The organism is Oceanispirochaeta sp. (genome assembly GCF_027859075.1).
Taxonomy (GTDB): Bacteria; Spirochaetota; Spirochaetia; order DSM-2461; family DSM-2461; genus Oceanispirochaeta.
In genome coordinates, this window is sequence record NZ_JAQIBL010000200.1 from 1 (window position 1) to 17,956 (window position 17,956).

The 17,956-nt window shown below is 44.6% G+C and carries 16 protein-coding genes and 1 pseudogene; 2 read left to right on the forward strand and 15 right to left on the reverse strand.

Translation table 11 applies throughout. The annotated features are described in order from the left end of the window. Positions 1-558, forward strand: a 558-nt coding sequence (locus PF479_RS11145) for a CorA family divalent cation transporter (protein ID WP_298006347.1), incomplete at its 5' end; no start/stop codon positions are given. A 10-nt stretch (positions 559-568) separates the two neighbouring features. Here the strand turns inward: PF479_RS11145 and PF479_RS11150 are convergent. The 14 genes from PF479_RS11150 to PF479_RS11215 form a co-directional block, all read right to left on the reverse strand. Then, positions 569-2,329 (reverse strand): sugar phosphate isomerase, encoded by a 1,761-nt coding sequence (locus PF479_RS11150; protein ID WP_298006350.1) that lies wholly within the window; start codon positions 2,327-2,329, stop codon positions 569-571. Further along, positions 2,326-3,180 carry a carbohydrate ABC transporter permease gene (locus PF479_RS11155; RefSeq protein WP_298006352.1) on the reverse strand — a complete coding sequence of 285 codons (855 nt, stop codon included), beginning with the start codon at positions 3,178-3,180 and terminating at the stop codon, positions 2,326-2,328. Before PF479_RS11155 ends, PF479_RS11150 begins: the two co-directional genes overlap by 4 nt. Then, the gene (locus PF479_RS11160; protein ID WP_298006355.1) at positions 3,177-4,091 is read right to left on the reverse strand and encodes a carbohydrate ABC transporter permease; all 915 of its coding nucleotides are present in this window, start codon (positions 4,089-4,091) and stop codon (positions 3,177-3,179) included. The genes PF479_RS11155 and PF479_RS11160 overlap by 4 nt, the downstream gene beginning before the upstream one ends. A 111-nt stretch (positions 4,092-4,202) precedes the next feature. Further along, the gene (locus PF479_RS11165) at positions 4,203-5,492 is read right to left on the reverse strand and encodes an ABC transporter substrate-binding protein (protein ID WP_298006359.1); all 1,290 of its coding nucleotides are present in this window, start codon (positions 5,490-5,492) and stop codon (positions 4,203-4,205) included. A gap of 96 nt (positions 5,493-5,588) precedes the next feature. Then, positions 5,589-6,635 (reverse strand): ROK family transcriptional regulator, encoded by a 1,047-nt coding sequence (locus PF479_RS11170; protein ID WP_298006361.1) that lies wholly within the window; start codon positions 6,633-6,635, stop codon positions 5,589-5,591. Positions 6,636-6,693: 58 nt separating this feature from the next. Next, entirely contained in the window at positions 6,694-8,037 is a 1,344-nt protein-coding gene (locus PF479_RS11175; RefSeq protein ID WP_298006364.1) for an HD domain-containing phosphohydrolase, read from the reverse strand. A gap of 94 nt (positions 8,038-8,131) precedes the next feature. Next, a complete protein-coding gene (locus PF479_RS11180) occupies positions 8,132-8,467 on the reverse strand; it encodes a cupin domain-containing protein (RefSeq protein ID WP_298006366.1) in 336 nt (111 codons plus the stop codon). Positions 8,468-8,478: 11 nt separating this feature from the next. Next, positions 8,479-9,318 carry an ABC transporter permease gene (locus tag PF479_RS11185; RefSeq protein ID WP_298006369.1) on the reverse strand — a complete coding sequence of 280 codons (840 nt, stop codon included), beginning with the start codon at positions 9,316-9,318 and terminating at the stop codon, positions 8,479-8,481. Continuing rightward, a complete protein-coding gene (locus tag PF479_RS11190; RefSeq protein WP_298006372.1) occupies positions 9,315-10,337 on the reverse strand; it encodes an ABC transporter permease in 1,023 nt (340 codons plus the stop codon). Before PF479_RS11190 ends, PF479_RS11185 begins: the two co-directional genes overlap by 4 nt. Positions 10,338-10,398: 61 nt before the next feature. Next, a complete protein-coding gene (locus PF479_RS11195; RefSeq protein ID WP_298006376.1) occupies positions 10,399-11,997 on the reverse strand; it encodes an ABC transporter substrate-binding protein in 1,599 nt (532 codons plus the stop codon). A 49-nt stretch (positions 11,998-12,046) separates the two neighbouring features. Next, positions 12,047-13,015, reverse strand: coding sequence for an ABC transporter ATP-binding protein (locus tag PF479_RS11200; RefSeq protein ID WP_298006379.1), 969 nt, complete (start codon positions 13,013-13,015; stop codon positions 12,047-12,049). Next, entirely contained in the window at positions 13,008-13,994 is a 987-nt protein-coding gene (locus tag PF479_RS11205; RefSeq protein ID WP_298006381.1) for an ABC transporter ATP-binding protein, read from the reverse strand. The genes PF479_RS11200 and PF479_RS11205 overlap by 8 nt, the downstream gene beginning before the upstream one ends. Positions 13,995-14,248: 254 nt before the next feature. Beyond that, the gene (locus PF479_RS11210; RefSeq protein ID WP_298006389.1) at positions 14,249-14,539 is read right to left on the reverse strand and encodes a response regulator; all 291 of its coding nucleotides are present in this window, start codon (positions 14,537-14,539) and stop codon (positions 14,249-14,251) included. A gap of 15 nt (positions 14,540-14,554) precedes the next feature. Further along, on the reverse strand, positions 14,555-16,714 hold the full coding sequence (locus PF479_RS11215) for an ATP-binding protein (protein WP_298006384.1): 2,160 nt from the start codon (positions 16,712-16,714) through the stop codon (positions 14,555-14,557). Positions 16,715-17,023: 309 nt separating this feature from the next. Here PF479_RS11215 and PF479_RS20790 point away from each other — a divergent pair. Beyond that, positions 17,024-17,095: pseudogene (locus PF479_RS20790) on the forward strand (hypothetical protein); the annotation flags it as partial. An 11-nt stretch (positions 17,096-17,106) separates the two neighbouring features. Here the strand turns inward: PF479_RS20790 and PF479_RS11220 are convergent. Next, positions 17,107-17,956 (reverse strand): sensor histidine kinase (locus PF479_RS11220; RefSeq protein WP_298006387.1); only part of this gene is annotated, 850 nt, incomplete at its 5' end.

Consider the following 17,956-nt stretch of genomic DNA (forward strand, 5'->3'; position numbering starts at 1 on the left):
GACTATCTGGCCTACTCCCTGATGGATACGATCATTGATAATTATATCCATATCATTGAGCGTCTGGGAGAACAGATCGAAGATATCGAAGTTGAAATTCTGGATAACCCCGGTAAGTCTGCTCTGACAAAGATCAACATATATAAAAGAGAATTGAACTACCTGCGCAAGTCGATCCGGCCTGCCAGAGAATTCATTCTGCAGTTGAGCCGACATGAATCGGATCTGATTCATGAAGATACTAGGCCCTATCTCAAAGATCTCCTGGACCTATCCACACAAGCCGTAGAAATCATTGATACCTACAGGGATATGCTGACAGACCACCTTGAAATCTACAATACCCTGGTCAACAACCGGCTCAATGAGATCATGAAGGTACTGACCATATTCTCTGCCGTCTTTATCCCCCTGACCTTCATTGCCGGAATTTACGGAACCAATTTTGAATATCTTCCTGAGTTAAAATTCAGGTATGCCTACTTCATTTTCTGGGGTGTTCTCATTGTTGTAGCAATGACGATGCTTCGTTATTTCAAAAAGAAGAAATGGCTGTAGAAAGAAGTTCTTAACCCCTCCTCTGCAGGACAGCCTCAACCGGGGACAAGATGGTCTGACCGCCTTTTGCCAGGAATCGTTCCCTTGCCAGCAATGAGACATGCAGTTCCACGCAGGCATCTTCATAGCTGATGCCCAGCAGCTGAGAGACAATCCTGCTGCCCCGATCAATCAGTTTCTTATTGGTCGGGTCCAGCTGGATCATCCAGTTCTGTCTGATCCGGCCCATCATCGCCATGGTGCCCGTACTGACTCCGTTAAAAATAAGCTTTACAGCTAAATGCTGCCACAGGGAGATCGGACTTTCGGAGAGGGACAAGGGGACACTGATATCAGCATTGTGCCCGGAGAGGGGTGTCCCGATATGCAGAGTCTTGTGGGAGGGTACAGAATCCTTCAAGTCCGCCAGCTGATCCACAAAAACATGGAGGTAGAGGAATGGGTCCTTCTCCCTGCGGCTGAGATCCTTTTCGTTCCCGATGGAATAACGGCTAATTTCAACAGCATCCAACACGGGGGGATTCTTCCCGGCATATTCCGGGGCATTCATATCCTGATAATCCTGTTTAGTCCAATTCAGTCCGCGGGGACGGCGGCGGAGCATATGAATCCAGGCCTCGTCACTGGGACGTGCCGGGTCCTTGGCAAAAGCCCAGGACACGGGAGATGTTCTGTCGTCGCCAGCCCGGAAGGGAGGAACCATAAAGGTGGGAGAGCGTTCTGAGGTGTCGCTGAAAATATCCAAAAGATAACTTGTGGCCAGGTAGGTCAGGCGCCCTCCCTTCCTGTAAATAGATTCTTCGGCTTCGGCCCATTGAGCCATTCCATCCAGACAGGAGGGGGAGCATAAATCTTTGATCAGAAGGGCAAAGCCATCGGCATATTCCAGAGGGTCCACGCGGATGGAATCTTCCGGTCCAGACACGGCCTTTTGCAGTCCGATCTCCATGGCCGCTCCGATGATCAGCATTTCCATGGTGGTAGCCTGCATCCTTGTAGAGCCCGACAAGGCCATGGAGCCTGTATACAGATCCAGAACAGTCACATCATCCGCATCCAGAACTCGTTTACAGCGATCCAGTTTGGATCTAAGGATGGAGGCAGGATTATTGAAGGCTAGAAAAACGGTACATTGTCTCCTCTGCCCTTCCCTCAGGGTACCCAGAACCGATGATGTTTCCCCTCCTTCCGAGATGGCTATGAGCAGGTCTTTTGCCTGCAGGTGCAGATCCTGAACCTGACGGGCACCGAAAGCTTCATAATCTTCAAAATTTTCTACCGACCGGATCAGTGCCCGATCTCCTCCGGTCATAATACTGCAGGCTAGATCTGCCTTGTTCTGGTTTTCATTTTTTACTGAAACCCGAACTGAATCCCCGGGATTGACACCGTCACGATCTTCCCAGAACTGCCTCCACATCTCTTCAAGCATCATGCTGAGACGCCCGGTGCTGCCGCAGCCTGTAAAGCAGACTCGTCTATTAAACCGGGCCGCCTCTTCAAAGGCGAGGCAAAGATTTTCGAAAGGTTCTGAAAGAAAAATCCGTCGGGCAACAGGAGGAAGATCCCGGTCAACATCGAAAATGAGTTTGAGTCCCTCCTTTGTATCTCTCTGGATCACAGAGCTGAGATTACGGGTATAAGGATGAGACTGCTCTGTGGGCAGAAACCCCAGATGGAACTGGGTTTCATCTTTGATAAAGGCCGCGGCTTTCACCTTGGCCTTCATAATTAAAGTATCATCGGCTGCATATTTGTTGTAATCCGTCATTTCAGGGCTCCTGCGGTCATACCTTTAATAAAATATTTTGACATAAAGAGATAGAGGACCAACATCGGTAAAATTGCAATGGACAGTGAGGCAAACAAAAGATGCCAGCTGATCTGATACTGACCAAAGAAAACACTCATCCCCAGGGGCAGGGTTTTGAGTTTGTTGGTTTGAATAAACACTAGTGGAAAGAAGAAATCATTCCATACAGGAACAGCATTGTAAATGGTCACAAGGGCTATGGATGGAGCGGTCAGGGGCATAATGATATTGTTGTAGATGACCCATTCATTAGCACCGTCAATACGGCCTGAGTCTTCCAGATCATGGGGAATGGTCTTCATAAACCCAGTGAGGATAAACACGGTAGAGGGCATACTCATGGCTGTGAAAATCAGTATGAGAGCGATCTGATTATCCATAAGGTTCAGGTTTTTCATCAGCAGGAACAGAGGGATGACAGCCGCCTTGAGAGGAAGCATGATGCCCGCCAAAAAGGTCAGATAGACCAGAGTAGACAGTTTGTATTCATACCGGGCAATGCCGAAAGCTGCCATTGACCCAAAGAGGATAACAAAACCGATAGAAAGTGTCGTGATATACACACTGTTAAAGAAATAACGGCCGAATCCACCCTCTCCCCAGACCTCCATGTAATTGGAAAACTGCCATGTTTGGGGCAAAGCATAGGGAGTCTTGAATATCTCACGTGTTGTCTTCAGGCTGGAGAGGATCATATTGAAAAGGGGGTAGAAAATCAAAATGGCATAGCTGATCAGCATGATCTGAAAGAGAATGATCAAGGTTTTCTGTAGAACCCCGGCTCCCCTGAATTTCAGTTGTCCTATCACAGTTCCACCTCCTTGCCTTTAAAAGAAAGAATGCTGACAGCAGAGGCCAGGAATGTCATAAGATAGATGACAACCCCGATGGCCGAACCGATTCCAATTTCAGGGATTCCTGAATCCACCCCTCCAAAGGCAGTTCTGTAGAACAGAGTTCCCAGGGTATCTGTTGAAAAATAGGGCCCTCCTTCCAGTCCTGCCATGGTGTAGATCTGCTCAAATACATTCAGGCTTCCGATAAGGGTCAGCACCGTAATGATCATAATAGAAGGCAGAATAAGAGGGATCATGATGCCTGTAAAAAGGCGAATCTCCCCTACTCCGTCCAGGTAGGATGCCTCGACCACTTCCAGAGGAACACTGTTAAATCCAGCATAAAAAACAAGGGTGGGAAATCCAACCCAGCGCCAGATATTGACCGCAATGATACTGGGTGTGGCCAGAGCCTCATCTCCCAACCAGGCTCTTGTGAAAGACTGGAGGCCCAGATCTTTTAAGAGTTTGTTAATGATTCCCATATTGGGATTCATATACAGACTCCAGAGGAATCCCACGGCAACAATAGAAAACAGGACGGGTATAAAAAAGACTCTCTGATAAAAGGCGGCTCCGGCGATCTTTTTATAAAGCAGATAGCCGAAGAGGATGCCCAGTGAATTCTGAATAAACATAGTTGATAGAAACCACTCCACGTTGTTTCCTATGGCATTGAAGAAACGATCCCGGTAGGGATACTGAGTCATGATTTTATTGAAGTTCTCGAGCCCGACAAACTGATCCCGGACAATGCTCTTCCAGGAAAAAAGACTGTTGAACATAGACATGAACAGAGGAGCCACTATAAAAACAGTCACAATCAGGAGCCCCGGAAGAACAAAGAATAATATCCATAGAGACTGATTTTTGGTTTTTTTCATATATTTTCCAGATACACAGACGTTCCTAATGGACAAAGCAGTCACCGGAACATCTGAAAAGAAGTTTAAAATCCCTGCCCTTCCGGGCAGGGTGATTAGTTAAATTGTGGTTTATTGAAAAGGTTTATACCAGGTGGCAACACCTTCCTGTACCTGACGGACCACTTCTGTGCTGTCAATGCTGTCGGCGAGGAACCCCTGCAGGGTGCTCTGGATGAGAGCAGACCCTGTTGGCTGTTCATAACGGAAGCCGACGAGGGTAATGTAGGGGGTAGAGTTTACGTTCAGTTCACCCAGTTTTTTCAAATAGGGATCGGTGAACTTGACTCCGGGGACATCGGATTTCTGTTTCAGGCTGTCCGCAAGGAACTGACCTGCCTGTGTGCTGGCCAGGAAGTTCAGGAAGGCAGTGGCTTCTTCAGGGTTTTCTGTATCGGCATTCATGCCGAAAGAGCCGTCCAGGAAGGCGCTGGCGTAGCGGGTATCGCCGGCTTTGGCAACAGGACCGGCAAAAACATCATAGTCCAGATCAGGATTCTGTGCACTGAAATATCCAGCTTCCCAACTGCCGCCGATGAAGTGCCCGGCCATTTCATTAATAAAAAGCATCTGCATATCTGTATAGGCAATTCCCATAAAGTTTTCAGGCATATAGGGACGAAGCTCCAGAAGCTTCTCGAGGGACGTTCTGTATCGATCATCTGTAAACTTTGCCTTACCCGAGGTGAGTTCTGTAAAGTAATCATTTGCCCCATAAAAATTCGGACAGATAACACCCTGAAGCACTTCCAGAGTCCATCCATCCTTACCACCGTTGGCAAGAGGAGTTATACCGGCTTTTTTCATAACGTCCAGATTGGCTAGGAACTGGGCCCAGGTTTCAGGAACACTCAGTCCCAATTCTTTATAAAGGGCTTTGTTGTAGAAGATGACCAGGGTCTGGCTGGCAAAGGGAACGCCGTAGATTTTTCCATCGGAAATGCTGGTGGCACCTCTCACGGCATTGGGATCGAAGTTCTTCAGAGCTGGGATCTTATCATCCAGGGGCATCAGATAACCAGGCTGTGCGTAGGTTTCCAGTCCGCCGTAGGCCTTCAGATGAATAATATCAGGACCGGATTCACCACTGAGTGCTGCGGAAAGAACCGTATTATATTCGGTGTTCTTATAAGCCGTAAAGTTAACATCAATCCCGGGATTCTTTTCCCTGAACTGTGCGATCAGATCATTGTAGACATCGACGTCTTCGGTTCTCCAGGACCAGAAGTCCAGGGTTACTGTTTCCATCGCCGTCTCAGCTTTCTTTGTGTCCTTGGTCTGAGAAGCTTCCTTGCCTCCACCGGCGAACACTGAGAATACCACGAGCATCATCAGAATACTCATCAGGATTTTCTTTACCATTTCTCCATCCTTTTGTAGGTTTGTTGTTTTTTCTACTAACCAATATAAAAGGAATCTCCTTTCCCTGTCAATGAAAAATGATGAAAGCTATGAAAATCAAGAGTTACCAAGAGGAAAGCAACGCTTGTGTAGGGTTTGTCGTATAGCCGAATGATGCGCCCCGGCTGCAACAGACCAGCCCTGTTCGCTTGTAGCATGAACCAGTAATCCTGAACCCGATGGGTCTCCTTCACCTGAAATATTTCTGATGATCTCTTTTGTCAGATCTTCCAGATAATCGTCCACATCTCCACCCAGGATGATATCATTGGTTCCTGTCACATTGGCAATGAGTGCAAGTGAGCGACCCAGCTTGGTTATAAATTGCTCCGAGGCCGGCTGTGTCGGATTATGAGAGGGCTGCAGCAGATGAGTTATGGCCCGGCCGTTCATGAGTTTGTCATGATTCACAATCCCGATGCCCACCCCGATATCCTTGATAGGATCGGTAGATCTTTTTTCGATAAGCACCAGGATTAAATCCTTCTTCTGCAACCTGTTCGCTTCACCCAGAGCGCAGGCCTGGGCATCGTTAAAGAGCACAATAGGCACATTAAGCACCGTTTTAAGAGGTTCTGCCACAGAGAGAGACTCATGGATTCTAAGAGCATTAGACAGGATGATTTCTTTTTTATCATCATCCACAACTCCACTGACACCAAGCCCAACTGCCGTCAATCCAGCCTCCATAGGATATTTATGATCCAGATATTTTCTGAATCGAGCCAGTTCCACCGCAAGGCTGTCTATGGCACCCGGGCCATAAGAGGAAATAGTTATTTCTTTTTCATCCAGTAGACTGCCGTTCAGGTCGCCCGCATAGAGTCTGATAGACGGCACTGTCAGTTCAACACCGATGGCATAGGCATACCCTCCCCGGATACGGAGCAGAACCGCGGGACGCCCCCCCCGGGGAGAGGAGGATGTGTCTCGGCTTTCTTCAATCAGACGGGAATCAATCATCCAATCGACCAGGCTACCCACAGTGGAGCGGTCCAGTCTCAGCTCCCGGGCCAGATCTGCCCGGCTTCTGCCTGGATTTCTCCATAAAGTTTCGAGTACTCTGAGAATATTGTCACGTTTGAGTCTGTTCTTAACTGCCAATTTGTTGATTCTCCTACAAACTAGAATACAACAAGGGATGAAGAAAGGTCAAATGGTCTTATTCCTCTATTGAAGCAGAATTTGATTCGGATATTAATTTGAACTCATCAGAGATTTGAATTAAAGCTTCCACTATAATAGGATCAAATTTATTCCCCGACTCCTCCAGAATGACACTCATGGCTTTTTCATGGGAGAAGGCATTCTTGTAAGGACGGGTTGTTGTCAGGGCGTCATATACGTCTGCTATAGCCATAATTCTGGCAGACAAAGGTATTTCCTTCTGCACCAGGCCATTGGGATAACCTGAGCCATCCCAATTTTCATGATGAGATAATACAATCTGATAACCAATTTCAAAAAAAGATTGGAAGTCCAATGACTCAATCGCCACTTTGAGCACTTCTGCTCCCAGTTTCGGGTGAGATTTAATGATTTCAAACTCTTCGGCAGTCAGTTTCCCCGGTTTCTGTAGGATATGATCGGGGATGCCGACCTTACCAATATCATGAAGAGGAGCGGACCGTACCAAATCCTCAATATATTCTTTGGTGATGTATGATTTATATTCCAGATTTGTTTTTAAGGCACTGCACAGAGCTTTACAGTATAGGCTCGTACGTTGAATATGAGCCCCTGTATTGTTATCTCTCAACTCTGCCAGACGAGACATGGTATGAATCGTCAAAGACTGGCTTTGGTCTAATCGTTCCAGGGATTTTCTTTGATTTGTATATCCTCTAAAAAAGAGATAAAACAAGCTTACAAAAAATACCAGCCCCGACAATAGAATCAGACTAACGATGGAATTCCTGTTTTTCACCAGGTTGGCTCCAAATTTCGGCTCCTGGTCTGAAACTTCAACAATCCCCATCATCTCTCCATTAATAAAAAGAGGGATGTAATAGTGGATGATGAAATCCGGCTTTGTCGATTTTATTTGATATGTAATAGGATTCTTTATCAGCAATGTCCTTATTGTATCGATAGAAACAGGATCTTGATTTTCCTGATGAGCGCCGTAATGCCAGATAATTTCATTTGAATTATTAAATATTCTGAGTTGCACCACCGCAGGGTATTGGAGAAGATCATTCTGAAAATGTGCCCATTCATTATCAGGATGAGCTTCGCTTTCATGAGCTTCAAGATCAGAAGGATGACCGTCCTGGATTTTCTCTTTCGTTCCAGATTTAATGCTGAAGAAAGGCAGAATTTCTGAATAATTATTGGGAATAGCTTTTATATAAGCCTGATAAAAATAGGAATGAGATAAAATCATATGATTCTTCATTTGCTTCACCAGAACGGTACTCAGTACTATGGCTATAAGAGTTGTCATGGTTAAGGAGAGAATGAAGTAATGAAATAGGAAATTGTCTTTAATTCTTTGTTTCTTCAATAAATCCCCGAACTTAAGTCTACATCAAAAACCATGGTTAAACACTCTTATTTATTATCCAACTCAATAAATGAGAGTAGATCTTTTCTGAATATTATTTATCAATGAGCATCCATATAATTTCACAGGGTTCCTCTCCGTCGTTAAAGGAGTAATGCTTTTCACCCGCCGGTATAAACATGGCACTTCCCGGGCCGCTTCTATACTCAATATCATTGATAACACAGACAGCCGTCCCTTTGATGATATAGGAGTATTCATCCTGAGCATGCACACCATAGCCTTCTTTGGGAGTTCGATCTCCCGGGTTAAAGACGATATGACCGAATTGAACTTTATCATTTGTTTCTTTTGATCTATCAAAGAATATGGTCATCAAACCTTTTTTGCCTTCTTCATCGATCAGAGGAGACAGTTGCTTTTCTAACATTGTAAATATCCTTATGTATTGAACTCTTTTCTCAGTTTTGGATCCAGCAGGTCTCTCACACCGTCTCCGATAAAGTTGGCACCCACTGCCATAGTTAAAATTCCGAGACCCGGGAAAGTACAAATCCACCAGGAATTGAAATTCATCATTCCTGCAGAAATCATAGCTCCCCACTCCGGATCAGGAGGAGGTGTTCCCAAGCCGAGAAAACTTAAGGTGGAGAAAAAAAGAATCTGATTCCCGATATCAAGGGTCGCAATTATTAAAATTGATCCCAGGGCATTGGGCAGTATCTGGTGAGTCAGGATTCTAATATTGGAGGAGCCGATAGCCCTTGCCGATTCAATATAATCATTCTCTTTGATGATAAGAACAACACTGCGCATGATTCTGGCATAGGTCGGCCAGGCCACGATCACCAGAGCAAAAAGAGTGTTGTACAGGCTTGAGCCCAGCACCGCTCCGATGGTCATCGCCAGGATCAGGGCGGGAAAAGCCAGAACCATCTCGGCAAAGCGCATCATGATATCATCGACCACTCCACCCACATAACCGGCGATACCGCCGTATATACTGCCGATAATGGCAGCCAGAATCACCGTAATCAGTCCGGCAAAAATGGACATCTTCGATCCCACGATGACCCGGCTGAAAACATCCCGTCCCAGGGTGTCCGTCCCGAACCAGTGGGATTCTCCCGGGGCCTGAAGTCTATTTTCAATATCCTGAGTCAAAGGGTCCTGAGGTGTGATCTGATGGGCAAAAAGGGCTATAAATATCCAGAAGGTACAGATCGTGATTCCCAGGGCAAAAAACAGATTGGTGCGATATAAATTTAAAAATTTTCTCATCTATGAACCCTTACTCTTGGATCAATAACTCCATATAAAATATCAATTACTATATTAATGATGGCATAATTAACAGCAATAAGGAGCGAAACTCCTACGATGGCAGGAAAATCAAGTGCCAGAACTGATTGATAGGCAAACTGACCGACACCGGGCCAGGAAAAGATCTTTTCAACTACCACCATTCCTCCTAAGAGGTTACCAAAGCCGACACCGATCACGGTTAAGACAGGAATGGCCGCATTCCCGAAGGCATGAATGAACATGATACGTCCTTTCCCCATACCCTTTGCCCTGGCAGTCCGGATATAGTCTGTCGACAGGGTTTCCAGCAGGCTGGATCTGGTATTCCGTGTTATCAGGCCCATGGTAAAAGAACCCAACACGATGGAGGGCAGCACGAGATGTTGGAGAGCATCTTTAACAGCATTCATATTCCCGGTCAACAAGCCGTCCAGGACATACATTCCTGTAATGTGCAGGGGATTGGGAATGCGGACACCCAATCGGCCGATTCCCGGTGCCCAGCCCAGTCTGGAATAAAAGATATAAAGCATGATGATGGCAAACCAGAAACTGGGAATAGAAACCCCGGTCACAGAGATGGCTCTGACCGTTTGATCTATCAGGCTGTTCCTCTTTGTCGCCGAAATCACCCCGAAGAGGATTCCGAAAACAGAGGCAAAGAGAATGGAGAAAAAAGCAAGCTCCATGGTGGCGGGGTAACTTCTTTTGAGTTCATCCATCACGGGATTACCCGTTCTGATAGAGACACCCAGGTCCAGGTGCATCAGGTTTTGAATATAGTGGTAATATTGAACAATGAGAGAATCATCGAGACCCCATTTGGCTTTAAAGGCATCTACAATTTCCGGATTTGAGAGACTCCGCGGACTTAAATACGCTGAGACTGCATCTCCGGGGACCATCTTTGATATAAAAAAGACACAGCTTGCTACACCAAACAGCAATAAGATTAAATATAAAAATCTTTTTACAATAAATTTTAATGTACTCAACTTAATTCCTTAGTGAAAAGACCCGGAGGCCATCGGAATGACCTCCGGGTCGATTAACATATTATTTTGTAACTGCCGCCAGATCTAAGCGGTAGAGGTTTGAATAATTGACACCTTTCAGGGCAGAAGAAGCAGCAATATATTTGGGATACTGAGCATAAACAATGAAGGGGGAATCTGCACCTGTTTCGGTAACAACATCCTTGATCATCTTTGTGCGGGTTTTAAGATCAGCTTCGGCAACGATTTTATCATACATTCCGGCCAGATCCGGATTCATGTCGCCAGTCCATCCGGCTCTGAGACCGACATACTGTCCCGGAAGGAAGGCAAGCTGTGTGTTGGGGTCATAATAGTCGGGTCCCCAGTACATGGCTGTGAATCCTACAGTCCCCTCACGGTATGCATCACCAAATCCACCACCCCAGGTATCCTGAACGATATTGATTGAGATTCCAATTTTTTCCAGGTCTGATTTAATTTTTTCTGCAATCAGTGTCAGCGGGATGCCTTCGGGAGCCAGATCACAAACGGTGAAATCGATAGAGAATCCATCGGGATAAGCTGATTTTGACAGAAAGTCTTTTGCTTTTTTCAGATTATTCTGTGTCGATGTATTGATGGGGTCCTTGGAACCCATAAACCCGACCTGAATAAAAGATTCTGGTGTGACAGTTCCGGCACCAATCAAAGTTTGGAGTCCCTGATAGTCAACAGCATAGCGTATGGCCTTCTGAACGTTTGCATCAGAGACCTGCTTTCCAATAGCGGGATTGTTATTCATCATCAGAAAACCCATTGTCATGGTAGATCCCGATATAACCTGCACATCACTGCCGTCCAGCTGTGAAAGCTGATCAGAACTGAGGTTGAAAGCGATATCGATGTCTCCGCCTTTTACGGCCAGAAGTTGGGCATTCTCATCGGGCATGTCCTGAATAATGATTGTTTTAAACTCTGGAAGGTCTCCCCAGTAATTCTCATTCCGGACAAGAATGAGTTTGTCATCAGCTGTAAAGCTCTGAAGAATATAAGGACCAGATCCGGCGGACTGGTGATCCAGGTATGTCTGAGCCTTATCGGCGGTCGGTGCAGAACTGTCGGAAACTCCCCCCTGGGCCATGATGACGACACTGTCCAGGACAGCGAAGGCTGTAGAAGTGGTTTTTGAAACAAAGGCACTGTCAGCTTTTGCGATGGTAATAGAGACTGTGTAATCATCAACAACATCCACAGAAACAATACCGTCCATTAATGCAGAGGCATTTGACTGAAGGTTCAGGGCTCTGTCAAAACTGAACTTCACGTCCTTGGCCATAACAGGGTTTCCACTGGTAAATTTTGCATCCTGGCGCAGTGTAAATGTGTACACAAGTCCGCTGTCTGATACTTTATAACTCTTGGCAAGCTGAGGAACAGGAGCATCGGACGAGGGGATAACTTGAAAAAGATTATCATAGACCACACCAATGACCATAGGAGCATAAAGCTCATAAGCATAGCCGGGGTCAAATGTGAAATAATCCGGTTCAATCGCGATTACAAGAGGAGCATTCTCATCTGCAGCGGGGGCAGATGAATCTGATTGGCCGGCACTGCTGACGGAAGCAATACTGAAAGCCAGCATAACAAGAAACAAAAGTAAGGTTTTCTTTTTCATTTTTTTCTCCTGGTACATAAAATTTATTCTCTATAAAAAATATAAAAAACTACTGATGGACTAATAGGTGACAGGCTGCAAAATGATTTTCCTCAAGCTCCGACATCTCAGGTTCAATCTCTCTGCATTTGTCAAAAACCTCTGGACAACGTGTGCAGAATTTACAGCCTTTCGGAGCATCCGCGGGATTCGGAATATCCCCCTTCAGCTCAATCCGGGGCCCCTTTTTATGGGCATGTACCTGGGGAATGGCCGAGAGTAAAGCCTTCGTATAAGGGTGCCCGGGATTCTCATATAATTGAGCATAACTGGCTGCTTCAAGGATTTTACCCAGATACATGACGATGACCCGGTCACTCACCTGATACACCACATTCATATTATGAGAAATAAACAAATAAGTCAGATTATATTTTTTCTGCAGACTCTGAAGAAGGTTGATGACCTGTGCCTGCACTGACACATCCAGAGCCGAAACGGCTTCATCACAGACAATAAATTCAGGGTCCAGAGAGAGAGCCCGGGCAATACCGACTCTCTGTTTCTGTCCACCCGACAGCTCATGGGGATAGCGTGATCGATGGTAATCCGGGAGTCCTACATCCATGAGTAATTGGGTGACTCTCTGAACTCTTTTTTCATGATCATACATTTTATGCACAATCATCGGTTCCAGGATGATAGACTCAATGGTCTTTCGAGGGTTCAGGGAAGCAGAAGGGTCCTGAAAAATGATCTGCATCTTCTTCCGCTGGGCTTTCATCTGAGTATGAGAAAGTTCGAAGAGACCTTCTCCCCTGTACAAAACCTCTCCGGATGTGGAGGGATGAAGATTCAGAATTGAGCGTCCTAAAGTACTCTTTCCGCAGCCGCTCTCTCCTACAAGGCCCAGAGTTTCTCCTTCTAAAATATCAAAAGACACCTTATCCACGGCTTTAAGGAATTTATGACCCAGGGTTCCATCTTTAACCTTAAAATGCTTTTCCAGGTTCTGGACTTGAATTAATACTTTACTCATGGTCTTCCTCATAGAGCCAGCATCGAACGAAATGATTATCAGCGATTGTCATCATCGGAGGATTACACTCGCTGCATTTTTCCATAGAAGTAGTGCAGCGCGGTTGAAAGAAACAGCCCTTCTGTGTTTCCGTTGGATCAGAAACCAATCCGGGAATCTCTTTCAAGGCCTTTCTCTCTTTTGTAATTTCCGGTATAGAATCAATTAAGCCACTCGTGTAGGGATGCAGAGGCTTGCTGAAAATCTCATCCGTGGGTGCCAGCTCAACACTCTGCCCCGCATACATCACCATAATACGGTCAGCAACTTCAGAAACAACACCCAGATCATGGGTGATCATGATGATGGAGGTGTTCTTCTCTTTTCTTAATTTTTTCATCAGGTCCAGAATCTGAGCCTGTATGGTCACATCTAAAGCCGTTGTGGGTTCATCGGCAATCAGGATTTTCGGTTCACAGGCTAATGCCATGGCGATCATGACCCGCTGACGCATGCCCCCGGAGAGCTCATGAGGATATCGGGAAATACCCTTTTCCGGATTTGGAATTCCCACACTGTCCAGCAGGCTGACAGCCTCATGGATTGCCTCTTTTTTGCTCAGTCCCCGGTGAAGCCTGAGAGATTCTGAGATCTGATATCCGCAGTTTAAAATGGGATTAAGAGAAGTCATGGGTTCCTGAAAAATCATTGAGATGTCATCACCTCTCAGAGTTCTCAACTCCCTTTCATTCATTTTGAGGAGATCTTGACTATTATAAAAGATTTCACCCTCCGAGATTTGGCCTGGGGGGTTGGGAATGAGTCCCATAATGGCAAGGGATGTGACACTCTTACCGCTGCCGCTTTCACCGACTATTCCAAGAGTCTCTTTTTCATTCAGATGAAAATCAAGACCTCTGACAGCGTTGACAAGACCCTCTTGTGATTTGAATGTGACAGTTAGATTCTTAACTTCTAGTAATGGTTTCTGGATTGACATATTTATACACCGTATGCTATATAAATACGCATTTTATGAAATTTTATTCAATTTAATACGTATATAAATAATAATATTTTAAAAACCATTATATATAGGAAATCCAAAGTATTCTATAAAAATCTGCGAGTTACTTAAAATAAATGGATTCATGATTGTATTTAAAAGTATACTTTTATTTTTTATCTACGTTTCTCTTTGATCCAGGGCAGTTCTGACTTTCAAGACCATTTCCCTTAGGAAAAGAGGTTTCATCACGAAGTTTTTAATGCCTTCAGCCTCCCCTGGGATAACCGCTCACAGAATCCTGTACAGATCAATACAGGAAAGTCAGGCCGAAGCAGATGAATATGCTCAACAAGGACATCTCCAGTCATACCCGGCATAGTCACATCCGTGATAAGGAGATCAAAACGATCTGGTGATGAGCTAAAGAACTTCAATGCCTCAGAACTGTCTGTTGTGGCCGTAACTTGATATCCCAGAAAGCCCAGAATCTCTTTGGCAAGATCCATTTGAAAAGGTTCATCATCAACAAAAAGGATTCTCTCACTGCCGCCCTAAAGAGTTTCAGTTTCATTCTCACCCTTGTCATAGGGTCCGTGAGAGCATACAGGTAATATGACATTGAAGGTCGTTCCCGTTCCTTCTGAAGAATAAACATGAATAGAACCTGACATTTCTGCAATAATGCCATGAACGACAGAGAGTCCCATCCCTGTGCCTTCTCCCGTTTTTCTTGTCGTATAAAAAGGTTCGAATATCCTGGAACGGACCTCTTCTGTCATTCCGCATCCAGTATCACTGACCATTAATTGTGCATACATGCCGGAAGGGAGATATGAATCGGAAAGGGAAGGTTCATCAATTATGCACTCTTTCAGCACAAGATCCAGGGTTCCTCCTTTCTCTTTCATCGCCAGACCGGCATTTGTACATAAATTCATGATAATCTGCTGAAGTTGAACCGGGTCACCAAATACACAGATCTCAGTGCTGAGATCCATATGGATCGTTATGGAAGAAGGAAGAGAGGCGTATAAAAGGTTTATTGTTTCCTGAATTATATCGTTTAAAATGACGGGCTGTTTTTGAATTTTGGATTGCTGGCTGAATGCCAGGATCTGCTTGATCAGTTGACGGGCCCGTCTCCCGGCAGCAAGGATTTGTTCGAAATAAAAGTGTACCTTTCCATCGGGTTCTGATTCCAGCAGACCGATGTCTGCGTATCCGAGAACAGCACTCAATATATTGTTGAAATCATGTGAGATACCGCCGGCAAGAGTACCAAGAGCCTGCATTTTTTGAGACTGTCTGATGCCCTCTTCCATCTTTTTCTGATCGGTCATATCCCGTATGGCGGCAACCCTCGCTTTTTGTCCCTGAGACTCAATGACTCTCACCCGTACTTCAACAGGGAATTGACTTCCATCCTTTTTAACTCCCATGGCTTCATAGGGTTCAAGATTACCAGCATTAATCCGGTCAATCACTTTTTGACTTGACTCCCGGGTAAAAATTCGATCGATAAATTGCTGTCCCTGGATTTCGTCCCGATTATAGCCGAATAAGTTGAGGAACATATCATTAAACTGAAGAGCTACACCGCGGTTATGAATGAGAATACCCTCCCAGGAGGCTTCTGTTAATTCACGGAGGGTATTTTCAGCCCTCTTTTTTCTGTAGATGTTAACGATCAGGGCAATGACAACCACCAGAAGTAATATTAGGATTGACATTAAAATCCAGAATTCCCAGAAGTACTCCCTATAAACGGAATAAGGCCGATTGATGACCCTGCTATGGGGAGGCAGAGATTTCAAAGGGATGGAAAATCGTTCCAACTCGGGGTAGTTGAAAATTTTTTCTGTGAGTCCTGCTTTCACGGGAGGAATCTCCCATGGGAATTCACCCTGCAAGATTCTTAAACCCATGCCGGCCATGGCCTCTCCGGTCATAAAACCGCTGAGAACATCCCCACCCATAACTCCCCGGGTGATATTGAAATCGGTCAGGCAGTACAGTGGAACCTTGCTGACCGAGGAGATGGCCTCCCCCGTTTTCTCATAGGTGAAAAACAGGCCGTTCCTATCAGAATAATAGACTCCCAGGAGTATAATTGTTTGATCCGAAAGAGAGGCGATCTCCTTCTGAAGCTCTTCCATACTCAGATCTTCTGAATATCTAATCTTCAGCTGGTTTTCCAGAGATGACAGCTCTGATTCGATGTCCCGCTGCCAGGCCCGTCCGGTTTTTAGAAAATCATTGATGATATAAACTTCACGGGTATCCGGATGCAAAAGGAGTGCCGTCTCCACCGTCGTCCGGGCGGAGAATGTTTCGGCAATACCCGTGATCTCCTTATGATCCGTGATCATGGAATCTTCAAAATCGTTGACTCCGCAAAAAACGATGGGCACTCCCGGATAGAGACGATTGTGCTGTTCCCGTAAGAAATCGAAAGCATTGTTATCTGAACAGAAAATGAGAGAGAAATGGTTGTCCCGGTACTTCAATTCAATAAAATCTGAAAAGGCCTGAACATACTCTTCTGACTGAAATTCCTTGGTATCCATATTTTCAAGATGGAGGATAATGTTGTTCTGATCGGGAGTCAAAACCTCTTCCACACCACGCAGGATTTCCCGATACCAGTTCATTCGGGAGTTATAAGAATTTAAAAAGAGGATATGAATGGGATCATCCGTGAATTGAGCCATCAAAGGCATTGCGAAAATTATTAAATATGAATAAAACAGCAGGATTTTTCGTCTGTTCATGCACTGAGTATACCATAGGATATAATTTCCAAAAACATCAGTTAATGGGTCTCATTTGTCCTGGGAAACCTGTGCTGAAGACCCCCGGATCGCGGGCAATACTATTCACTAACATTTTATACTATAGTATAATTATATTATATATTTCTGGATCAATAGAGATAAGAGATGTAGAAGGCAGCGGATAAAATGAAAATATTTAAAATCAGTATGAAACAAAGATGGATGAACTACCTCAACAGATGAACAAAGGTGAACCAGAATCTATATGGATCACAGCGTCTGGACTGTTGTGATCTGGATAAAAAGAAAAAGAGTTAAGCCCTGGGTTTTTACAATTTCATAATATAATCCGAACCCTGAAAAACTATATCATCGCTTTGCATAATAGGGAGAGAAATGGACACAGTGACTCCCTGACTTTGATTATTAAAGATGGAAAATGCAGCCCTATTTCCAAAGTATAACATCAAACGCTCACTCACATTTTTAATACCGATGCGGTTGTGCATTTTCTTTCTGTCAAACATGTTTATATGATGGTTTATTAAATCTCCCTTCTGCAATCCCTTCCCATTATCCTTCACTGAGATTTCAATGATATCATTCCTGATGCTTGCTTTTATCTTAATAATTCCGGGATAATCAATATTATCCAAAGCATGAAAAATTGCATTTTCGACTAAAGGCTGCAAGATAAATTTAAGAATATAGAGATGATTCGTCCTCTCTTCAATATCATAAATGACCTCAAAGGCATCGCCAAATCGGAACTTCTGAATTTCAACATAGTTTTTTATACAGTCAATTTCATCCGCAAGAGGAACCAGTTTGCTCTTATTCGACATATTGAATTTTAATAAGTTGATCAGAGAGGAAACCATATCACTGATATTTTCAACATTTTGAAAGACTGCCAGCCATTTGATCGAATCCAATGTGTTGTAGAGAAAATGAGGATTGATCTGTGACTCAAGAATCTGGAATTCGAGGTCTGATTTCATTTTCTGTTCTACCAGAGTTTTTTTCATTAATCGGGATATTCGATCAACCATATGATTAAAAGAGACAGCTAATTGACCAATCTCATCGGGTCCTTCTCCGCTGGCACGGATTTTTAGGTCCCCTTTTTCAATTGTGAGTATGGTATCATGAAGCTTAATAATAGGATTTGTTATGGAA

Excerpts from the sequence above, each read along its gene's own strand:
- PF479_RS11150 (WP_298006350.1), bottom strand. The coding sequence starts at position 2,329 with ATGACGGATTACAACAAATATGCAGCCGATGATACTTTAATTATGAAG.
- PF479_RS11160 (WP_298006355.1), bottom strand. The coding sequence starts at position 4,091 with ATGAAAAAAACCAAAAATCAGTCTCTATGGATATTATTCTTTGTTCTT.
- PF479_RS11165 (WP_298006359.1), bottom strand. The coding sequence starts at position 5,492 with ATGGTAAAGAAAATCCTGATGAGTATTCTGATGATGCTCGTGGTATTC.
- PF479_RS11180 (WP_298006366.1), bottom strand. The coding sequence starts at position 8,467 with ATGTTAGAAAAGCAACTGTCTCCTCTGATCGATGAAGAAGGCAAAAAA.
- PF479_RS11185 (WP_298006369.1), bottom strand. The coding sequence starts at position 9,318 with ATGAGAAAATTTTTAAATTTATATCGCACCAATCTGTTTTTTGCCCTG.
- PF479_RS11195 (WP_298006376.1), bottom strand. The coding sequence starts at position 11,997 with ATGAAAAAGAAAACCTTACTTTTGTTTCTTGTTATGCTGGCTTTCAGT.
- PF479_RS11200 (WP_298006379.1), bottom strand. The coding sequence starts at position 13,015 with ATGAGTAAAGTATTAATTCAAGTCCAGAACCTGGAAAAGCATTTTAAG.
- PF479_RS11205 (WP_298006381.1), bottom strand. The coding sequence starts at position 13,994 with ATGTCAATCCAGAAACCATTACTAGAAGTTAAGAATCTAACTGTCACA.
- PF479_RS11215 (WP_298006384.1), bottom strand. The coding sequence starts at position 16,714 with ATGGCTCAATTCACGGATGATCCCATTCATATCCTCTTTTTAAATTCT.